9 protein-coding genes are annotated in these 8,100 nt (G+C 68.7%); 1 reads left to right on the forward strand and 8 read right to left on the reverse strand.

What is annotated here, in order from left to right; all coding sequences use genetic code 11:
• Positions 1–4 precede the first annotated feature (4 nt).
• From KCI33_RS14805 to KCI33_RS14830, 6 genes are read right to left on the reverse strand one after another with little or no spacing between them, the layout of a single operon-like run.
• A complete protein-coding gene (locus KCI33_RS14805) occupies positions 5–1,432 on the reverse strand; it encodes an MBOAT family O-acyltransferase (RefSeq protein ID WP_212525581.1) in 1,428 nt (475 codons plus the stop codon).
• A gap of 32 nt (positions 1,433–1,464) precedes the next feature.
• Complete coding sequence (locus tag KCI33_RS14810; protein WP_212525582.1) at positions 1,465–2,037, reverse strand: hypothetical protein; 573 nt, start codon at positions 2,035–2,037, stop codon at positions 1,465–1,467.
• Between the two features lie 34 nt (positions 2,038–2,071).
• Positions 2,072–2,632, reverse strand: a complete 561-nt coding sequence (locus tag KCI33_RS14815) for a hypothetical protein (protein ID WP_212525583.1) — start codon at positions 2,630–2,632, stop codon at positions 2,072–2,074.
• Positions 2,633–2,637: 5 nt separating this feature from the next.
• On the reverse strand, positions 2,638–2,967 hold the full coding sequence (locus KCI33_RS14820; RefSeq protein WP_212525584.1) for a type II toxin-antitoxin system MqsA family antitoxin: 330 nt from the start codon (positions 2,965–2,967) through the stop codon (positions 2,638–2,640).
• Positions 2,954–3,922, reverse strand: a complete 969-nt coding sequence (locus KCI33_RS14825; RefSeq protein ID WP_212525585.1) for a transketolase C-terminal domain-containing protein — start codon at positions 3,920–3,922, stop codon at positions 2,954–2,956. Before KCI33_RS14825 ends, KCI33_RS14820 begins: the two co-directional genes overlap by 14 nt.
• A 30-nt stretch (positions 3,923–3,952) precedes the next feature.
• Positions 3,953–5,173, reverse strand: coding sequence for a thiamine pyrophosphate-dependent dehydrogenase E1 component subunit alpha (locus KCI33_RS14830; protein ID WP_212525586.1), 1,221 nt, complete (start codon positions 5,171–5,173; stop codon positions 3,953–3,955).
• 284 nt (positions 5,174–5,457) lie between these two features.
• On the opposite strand from KCI33_RS14830, the gene KCI33_RS18105 reads away from it, so the two are divergent.
• Positions 5,458–6,567, forward strand: a complete 1,110-nt coding sequence (locus KCI33_RS18105) for a M24 family metallopeptidase (RefSeq protein ID WP_212525587.1) — start codon at positions 5,458–5,460, stop codon at positions 6,565–6,567.
• A 10-nt stretch (positions 6,568–6,577) separates the two neighbouring features.
• On the opposite strand, the gene KCI33_RS14840 is transcribed toward KCI33_RS18105, so the two are convergent.
• Both KCI33_RS14840 and otnC read right to left on the reverse strand, forming a co-directional pair.
• Positions 6,578–7,357: a TIM barrel protein gene (locus KCI33_RS14840; protein ID WP_212525588.1), complete on the reverse strand. Its 780-nt coding sequence runs from the start codon at positions 7,355–7,357 to the stop codon at positions 6,578–6,580.
• Complete coding sequence (gene otnC / locus KCI33_RS14845; protein WP_212525589.1) at positions 7,357–8,007, reverse strand: 3-oxo-tetronate 4-phosphate decarboxylase; 651 nt, start codon at positions 8,005–8,007, stop codon at positions 7,357–7,359. Before otnC ends, KCI33_RS14840 begins: the two co-directional genes overlap by 1 nt.
• Positions 8,008–8,100 lie beyond the last annotated feature (93 nt).

The raw sequence follows: 8,100 nt of genomic DNA on the forward strand, positions 1-8,100 counted from the left end.
CCTCTCAGAACTGCATGTAGACGAAGGCTTCGGCCTGCCAGCGGCCGAGCAGGATCAGCGCAAAGAGGCAGCCATACCAGGCCGCCCAGCGCAGTGCCCGCGGCGCGCGGGCGAGGCGGCGGGTAAGCTGCTTTTGCTCCAGCACCAGCTCGATCGCCAGAAGGGCCAGGATGAGCGCCCCGAGGAAGGCATGTTCGGCGGTGAAGGGGTAGCGTCCGATCAGGCCCGGCAGCTCCGGCAGCGCCGCCCAGATCCGCGACAGCACCGTGCCGGCGTCGGACAGGTTCCCGGCGCGGAAAAACACCCAGCTGACCACGATCAGGTGAAACACGAGCAGGGTCACGGCGACGGTATGGACCCGGCCCAGCGCGGTGCCGCGCAGGCGTCCGCGGAGCCTGCGGCGCAGCGGGCTCAGCGCGCGCTCCACCCACAGATAGACGCCGTTCAGGGCGCCCCAGGCCAGAAACCCCCAGCCGATGCCGTAGCCCAGGCCCGCGTGCCAGATGCCGCTGGCCACGAACACCAGCATGAGGCCGATATACATCCGCAGCGCGCCGTGGCCGCTGCTGAAGGGGTAGTAGACGTAATCGCGGAACCAGTCGGCCAGCGACACATGCCAGCGCCGCGCCCAGAACTCGCTGATCGAATGGGCGAAATAGGAGCGGCGGAAATTCTCCGACAGCTTGACGCCGAACAGCAGCGACGCGCCGCGCGCGATATCGGTGTAGCCGGAAAAGTCGCAATAGATCTGGAGGGCGAAGAAATAGCTGGCCAGGATCAGCTCCATCGGCACGGCATAGTCGGGGATCGCATAGGTCCGGTCGACGAAGGGGGCGAGGTTGTCGGCGATCACCACCTTCTTCACCAGCCCCCACAGGATCAGCTGAAGCGCCAGCGTCAGCACCGGCGGGCTGATCGCGGGCCGCTTGCCCAGCTCGCCCGCGAAGGTGCCGATGCGCTCGATCGGGCCGGCGAGGATCTTGGGGAACCACGCCAGGAAGACGAGATCCTGCAGCACGCCGCCGGCGGAGGCCTCGGGGCTGCGATGGCGGTCGGCCAGAAGCGCGATCGCGGTGAAGGCGTAGAAGGAGAAGCCGGCCGGCGAACTCAGCCCCAGCGGGGGCAGCCACGCAACCGCCTCGGCCACCGGATCATAGTATTTCAGCGCGGCCAGCAGCCCGAGGATGGCCGCCACGCCGCCCCAGAACACCGCCGTCCGGTGCGCGGCCCCGGGCGCCAGAAGATAGCGTCCCGCCGCCAGCGCGATCGCCGCCACGACCCCGAGATAGGCGAGGTTCGCGACCCCGAAACTGCCGTAGAAGACGAGGCTGGCCAGCAGCATCCACGGCAGCCGGAACCGCGCGGGAAGCCCCCAGAAAAGGAGCGCCGCCAGCGGCAGGAAGACGAGAAAGGCGAGCGAATTGAACAGCATGGGCCATCTCCCGGCCTAGGGTTCGGCAGCCCTCAATAGGACGCGCCCCCCGCGCGCAGGGCGGGCGGCACCAGGTCGATGGGGATCCCGGCGTTGAGCACCAGGTAATCCGCCAGCGCCTCGCGCTCGGCTTCGGTCATCGCGATCTCGATGTGGCTGGGCTTGTGCATCGTGCCCAGCCAGGCCTCGCGGGTGCGCTCCTGGGTGATGACCACGGTGATGATGTGGCAGGACTGGCACATCTGCAGCGCCATGTCGCGCCCGTCGCGGGGCAGGTCGCCGGCCGGATCGAGGGGCGCGTTGGCCGCCAGGTAATGCGCCAGCGTGTCCAGTTGCCAGTTGTCGAGATCGGCCAGCGCCGGCGCCTCGGCCTGCGCCGCATCGAGCCGCCCGCGCCAGGTGGCCGGGTCGCCTGCGCCCGCGCCCTCGGCGATCGCGGCTTCCAGGCCGGTGGGCAGACCGGACTCGCGCAGGGTTTCCAGCAGGCTGCGGCCGCCCTCGGGGATGAAGTTGAAGACGTCATCCTCCTGCGCCGCCGCCACGCCGGGCAGGGTCAGCCAGAGCAGCGCGCTCAGGGTTGCGGGCAACAACGGGATCCGTGTCATCGTTTCACCTTTCCTTGGCGTCCCGGACAGGGCGTCAGAACCGCAGCTCGGGCGGGACATCCTCGAACCGGAGCGGCATGTTGAGGGCCGAATAATGGGCGAAGGTGTCGCGTTCGACCTCGCTCATCGGGATTTCCGAATGGAAGGGCGACTTGAACGTGCCCTTCCAGCCGACCTCGTCGCGGTCATGCATCAGGTAGCCGGAGAACAGCGAATGGCAGAACTGGCATTGCGCGATCGCCAGGTCCTTGCCATCCGGCGGCAGCAGCGCGGCGTCGCCTGTTTCGGCCAGCTTCGACAGGATCTCCGCGGGCAGCGGCAGGTTCAGATCGGCATAGCCGGCGAAGGTGGCCAGCGCGGTCTCGTCCAGCCCGGCCTCGCGCGACGCGGCCCAGTCGCGCCATTCCTCCGCGCCCTGGTCGCGGGCGGCGATCTCGGCCAGCGCGGCGCCGTCCTCCGCACCGATCAGGAGCAGCAGCAGCGCCCGGCCACCCGAGGGCATGAAGGCATATTGATCCTCCTGTGCCCAAGCCGACAGCGCCAGCGTCAGCGCGGCGAGGCCGAGAACCGGCAGAACACGCGTCGGGTGTCGCATCTTTCCTATCCGCCCGCCTTGCCGCCCGCGGACGCGTCGAAACGGAAGACCGGGACGGTCATGCTCTGCACCGCCTTTTCCGGCGCGAAACCCGCGCCGCGCATGAGGTCGAGCCTCATCGCCGTCTCGTCCTCGTAGTATTTCTCGCCGCAGGTCCGGCAGACCAGCGCGGGGATGCCATCGACGACGACCAGACGCTCGCCCTCCCAGAAGGCGGCCTTGACGGTCTCGGCGGCCAGCGTGCCGCCCGAACAGCTGGTGCAGGCGGCGGACGGCGCGGGAGCAGGAGCCGTCACCGGCTCCTGCTGTTCAAGATCGCGTTCAGACAAGGTCACGGGCGGCTCCGATCACATGCTCGGCGTTGGGGCGCATCCACAGGAACATCTCCGGCGAGGCGGGCGGCGGGGCGTCGGGGAAGGCGACGCGCTTGTATTTCGCGCCCTCGACATTGGTCGCCACGCGGGCGATCACCTCGGCGCCTGGACACAGCGTGTAATAGGACTGGTCCACGGTCAGCAGGCGCTTTGTCTTGGCGACCGAATTCACCAGCGTCTCGGTGTCCATCTCCTTGAGCGCGCGCAGGTCGATCACCTCGACGCTCATCCCCTCGGCGGTCAGCGTCTCGGCCGCTTTCAGCACCTCGGGCATGCCCGCGCCGGAGCTGACGATGGTGAGGTCGCTGCCTTCCTGGCGCACCGCCGCCTTGTCCAGCGGCACCTCGTAGGGTTCGTCCGGCACCTCCTCGACCAGCGTGCGCAGCCCGGCCGGGTAGAGATAAACCACCGGGTCGGGCGAGCGCAGCGCGGCATGCATCATGCCCTTGGCGTCATAGGGGGTCGAGGGGATCACCGTGCGCACCCCGGGGATGTGCATGTAATAGCTGTCCTCCTCGTAGCAGGAATGCTGGCCGGCGAAGCCTGGCGTCTGGCCGGTCATCTCGATGATCCAGACCACCGGCATCGAGGCCTTGCCGCCGGTCATGTGCCGCATCTTGCCGGCATAGTTCTGGATCAGTTCGAACGGCATCAGCGCGCCCTGATAGGGAATGTAGGTCGCCGCCTTCGAACCGGCGAGGCCCGCGCCCAGCACGGTCGCCGCCATCCAGTATTCGTCGATGCCGGTGTTGCAGACGCGCTTGCGCCCGAACTCAGTCTCCAGGTTGATCACCGGCAGGCCGGGGTTGGAGGCCACCGGCGGGGTGAGCTCGAAGATCCAGATCATGTTGGGATCCTCGCGCATTTCGTATTGTACGGCCTCAAGGACCGCGTACATCCAGCTTTTCTGTGCCATCGGTCTATCCTTTCAAAACGGTCCCCGGGTTCAGCCGAACTGCCGTGCGGCCACGGTGCCCTCGGCGAAGACGTGTTTCAGCGCGTCCTCGGGATTGCAGAGCGGTTGCGACAGCCCCCATTCGAAGGCTGCGGCGATCTCGGCCTTGACCTCCTCCTCGATCGCGGCGGCGCGGGCTTCGTCCAGCACCCCCCAGTCGACCAGCGTGTCGCGGCAGATGTCGACCGGATCGCGCTGCATCCAGGCGCGCACCTCGCGCTCGGGCCGGAACGAGGTGATCGCCAGCGGGTCGTAGCCGAAGGCGCCGAGTTCCCCCTCCTTGGCGCCGGGCGCACCCCAGTGGTTGTAGTAGCGGTAGGTCTTGGCCTCTATGAAGGTCGGGCCGCCGCCGGCGCGGGCGCGGTCCACGGCTTCCTTCATCGCGTTGTAGACCTGGAACACGTCCTGGCCGTCCACCACGCGCGCCGGGATGCCGTAGGCCGTGGCGGCATCGGCAATGTCCTTGTGCGGGCAGGAATAGGTGTAGTGCGCGTACTGGTGATAAAGGTTGTTCTCCAGCACATAGATGAAGGGCAGGTCCAGAAGCTTGGCGTTGTTCAGCGCCGAGTGGAACTGCGGCGTGGCATAGGTGCCGTCGCCGCCGAACACGACCGAAACCTGATCCGAGCCGCGTGCCCGGAAGGCAAAGGCCGAGCCGGTCGCCGTCACATGGCCCGGCCCGATCATCCCGTCGGCGCCGATGAAGCCGACCGAGGGGTCGGACAGGTGCATCTCGGCCGCGTAGCCGCCGTTCAGCCCGGTCGCCCGGAAGTCGTCCTCGGCGACCATCTTGGGGATGTCCACGCCCTTGGCGATGGCATGGCCCGAGGGGCGGTGCGTCGAATAGACGAGGTCGATCTGCTCGAACGGCCCGTCGTTCCTGAGCGCCGCGCACACCCCCGTCGCCACGGCCTCCTGCCCGGCGTAGAAGTGGTTGTAGCCGCGGTAATCCGGGTTGGCGAGCATCTGGTCGGCCTGGGTCCGCTCATGCCAGCGGATCCTCAGGATGGTGCGGTACATGTCCACGAGTTTCTCGTCAGGCAGATCCTTCGCGTGGAATCCGATGTCGCCGTCGGCGAAGGCGCGCCGTCCCGAGGTCGAGAGAACGGCCCCCGTCAGCGCGGCGATCTGCAGGAACCCGCGCCGCGATTGCGATGCCGGCGCGTCGTCCTCCGTGGGCAGGGGGGCAGTCGAATTGAGGTTCCGGTCCATGGTTTTCTCCTCCCAAATGGGCCCGTCGGTCGTCGGTTCTTAGGTTATTGTGGCCTCCAGGTAACAATGGGGGAGATCGTGGACCCCGGCGGGCTTACTGTAATTGATTCAGGTCAAGTTGCGCGATAACCGCCCGCCGGTTTCGGTGGGGGATTGATTCGAATTCGCGCGGAGATGCGCGGCCGGGCCGCGTCCCGGCTTTCCCCGGCCTGTCATTCATGGCACATCTTGTCCTAGTCCTGGGCGGCGCCGGGGCAGAGCGGACACGCAGGGGTGTGGACAGTGTGAGCGGCGAAACCGAAGGACGATACAATCTGGAGGAACCCTTCTGCCGCGCCCGGCAGCAGGCGCTGCGCGAGGAGTTGCGCGCGTCGGGCTGCGCGGCGCTGCTGGTGCGCGACCGCGGGCAGCTCACCCGGCTGTTCAACTACCGCGCGCGCGAGATTTTCCTGGCGGCGGCGCTGATCCTCGCGGACGGGCCGTCGGTGATCAGCCGCCGCGCCGGCGACGAGGGGGCGGTTTTCGCGGATGACGAGCGGTCTTTCGAGGCGGCCTACATGGCCTCGCTGCGGCCCGGGATGTCCGACCTGGCGCTGGCGCCGCTGCTCGCCCTCATCCCGGCGGGCTGCCGGCTTGGCTGCGACGGCGACCTGCCGCTGGCGCTGTCGGGCCGGGTGGAGCCGTTCGACATGCGGCCCGGGATCGCGCGCCGCCAGCGCGCCAAGGATCCCGACGAACTGGCGCTGATCGCCGCCGCCGCCGCCGCGGGGGAGGCCGCCTATGCCGCGATCGAGCCGCTGCTGGTCGAGGGCACCCGCGAGATCGACCTCTTCGCGGCCTACCAGGCGGCGGCCGTGTCGGCGGCGGGAGAGGCCATCGGCGAGCTTGGCAACGATTTTCGCGGCGGCGCGGGCGGCGGCACGCCGCGCACCGCGCCGCTGCGGGCCGGCGACCTGATCCCGATTGACACCGGCGTGATGCTGCGCGGCTACCACTCGGACCTGTGCCGCACCTATCCGGTCGGCGGGGACTGGAGCGACGCGCAGCTCGATGCCGCGCGTCGGGTGGTCGAGGCGCATGCGCTGGCGCTGTCGATGATCGCGCCGGGGGCGTCGTGCCGGGCCGTCTATGACGAGGTCGGCCGTTTCCTCGACGGCTACCGCGGGTATACGTTCAAGAGCCATCTCGGCCACGGCATCGGCCTGAGCCCGGTCGAGACTCCGCGCATCAACCCGCATTGGAACGACCGTTTCCAGATCGGCGACGTGTTCACGCTGGAGCCGGGGCTCTACGGCCCCGGGCTGCGCGCGGGCGTGCGGATCGAGAATGACTATGTGCTGGCCGAGGGCGGGGTCCGCGCGCTGTCGGACTCGGCCTCGGTCGTGCCGCGCTGAGGCCGGCGGCTCAGGCCCCGATGGCCCTGAACGGCGCCAGCCAGACCAGCCCCTTTCCGGTGTCCCCGCCGCGCGGCTTGTATTCGGCGCCGATGGGGCGGTCATAGCCCATCGCGGCGACGGATTTCAGCAGGTCGGGATAGTTCACCTCGCCGGCATCGGGCTCGCCCCGGTCGGGGACGGCGGCGATCTGGATATGGCCGATCAGCGGCAGATGCGCCTCGATCCGGCGGGTCAGGTCGCCCTGCATGATCTGGGTGTGATAGCAGTCGAACATCAGGCGCAGGCTGGGTTGGCCCAGATCCGCGATGATCTCGGCGGCATGTTCGACGCGCGACAGGTGATAGCCGGGCACGTCGCGGTGGTTGATCGGCTCGATCAGGATGCCGATGCCGTGGGCGCCGGCGCGCTCGCAGGCGAAGCGCAGGTTGTCGCGGAAGGTCTCTTCGGCCGCCGGGCCGCCATCGGTCTTGCCGGCCATGACATGGACATTGGCCGCGCCGATCGCTGCGGCATAGGCCACCGCCTGCTCGATCGCGGCACGGGCCTCGGCCGTGCGGCCGGGCAGGGCGGCCAGACCGAAATCGCCCCCCGCCACGTCGCCGGGCACGGTGTTCAGCCCCAGCATGGGCAGGCCGGTCTCCTCCAGCGCCGCCTTCACCTCACCGGCGGGCACGGCATAGGGGAAATGGCACTCCACCGCGTCGAAGCCCGCGCGCTTCGCGGCGCGTATGGCCTCGGGCAGGGGGTGCTCGGTGAACAGAAAGCCCAGATTAGCGGAAAATTGCATCAGTCCCACTCCACGTCGAAGGTTGTGACCACATCGGTGATCTGCTCGGGTGTCAGCGCGATCGCCCGGCTGCCGCGCATAAGAAGCGCCAGTTTCGAGGTCTCCTCCAGCTCTTCCATGGCAAAGACCGCGGCCTCCATGTCCTTGGCCGCCACCACCGGCCCGTGATTGGCCAGCACCACCGCCGAGCGCTTGCCCGCCAACCCGCGCACCGCGTCGCCCATGGCCGGATCGCCGGGGCGGAAATAGGGCAGCAGCTGAACCTTGCCCAGCCGCATGATGGAATAGGCGGTCAGCGGCGGCAGCATGTTCTCGGGGTCCGTGTCGGGCAGCATGGACAGGGCGACGGCATGGGTCGAGTGCAGATGCACCACCGCGCCCGCGCTGCGCCGCGTTTCATAAAAGGCGCTGTGCAGCGGCATTTCCTTGGTCGGCTTGTCGCCGCCGACGTGGCGGCCCTGCGCGTCGAACCGGCTCAGCCGCGCGGGGTCGAGCCGGCCGAAGCTCGACCCGGTGGGCGTGACCAGCAGCCCACCGTCCTCGGTCCGGGCCGAGATGTTGCCCGAGGCGCCCCCGGTCAGGCCGCGCTCGAACATCGAGGCCGCCCAGAAACAGATATCCTCGCGCAGGCGGGTGTCGCTGCTGCTCATTCCTGATCCTCCGCGAGCCGTTTTGCGGCCTTTTCAAAGAAGTCCTCGGCGCCGAAGTTGCCCGATTTCAGGGCCAGGACCAAGCCGTCATGC

This window comes from Actibacterium sp. MT2.3-13A (assembly GCF_018139985.1).
In the GTDB taxonomy this organism is placed as follows: Bacteria; Pseudomonadota; Alphaproteobacteria; order Rhodobacterales; family Rhodobacteraceae; genus JAGSOU01.

Coding starts and splice junctions, on each gene's coding strand:
- KCI33_RS14840 (WP_212525588.1), bottom strand. CDS start 7,357: ATGCAATTTTCCGCTAATCTGGGCTTTCTGTTCACCGAGCACCCCCTG.
- KCI33_RS14810 (WP_212525582.1), bottom strand. CDS start 2,037: ATGACACGGATCCCGTTGTTGCCCGCAACCCTGAGCGCGCTGCTCTGG.
- KCI33_RS14815 (WP_212525583.1), bottom strand. CDS start 2,632: ATGCGACACCCGACGCGTGTTCTGCCGGTTCTCGGCCTCGCCGCGCTG.
- KCI33_RS14830 (WP_212525586.1), bottom strand. CDS start 5,173: ATGGACCGGAACCTCAATTCGACTGCCCCCCTGCCCACGGAGGACGAC.
- otnC (WP_212525589.1), bottom strand. CDS start 8,007: ATGAGCAGCAGCGACACCCGCCTGCGCGAGGATATCTGTTTCTGGGCG.
- KCI33_RS14805 (WP_212525581.1), bottom strand. CDS start 1,432: ATGCTGTTCAATTCGCTCGCCTTTCTCGTCTTCCTGCCGCTGGCGGCG.
- KCI33_RS14825 (WP_212525585.1), bottom strand. CDS start 3,922: ATGGCACAGAAAAGCTGGATGTACGCGGTCCTTGAGGCCGTACAATAC.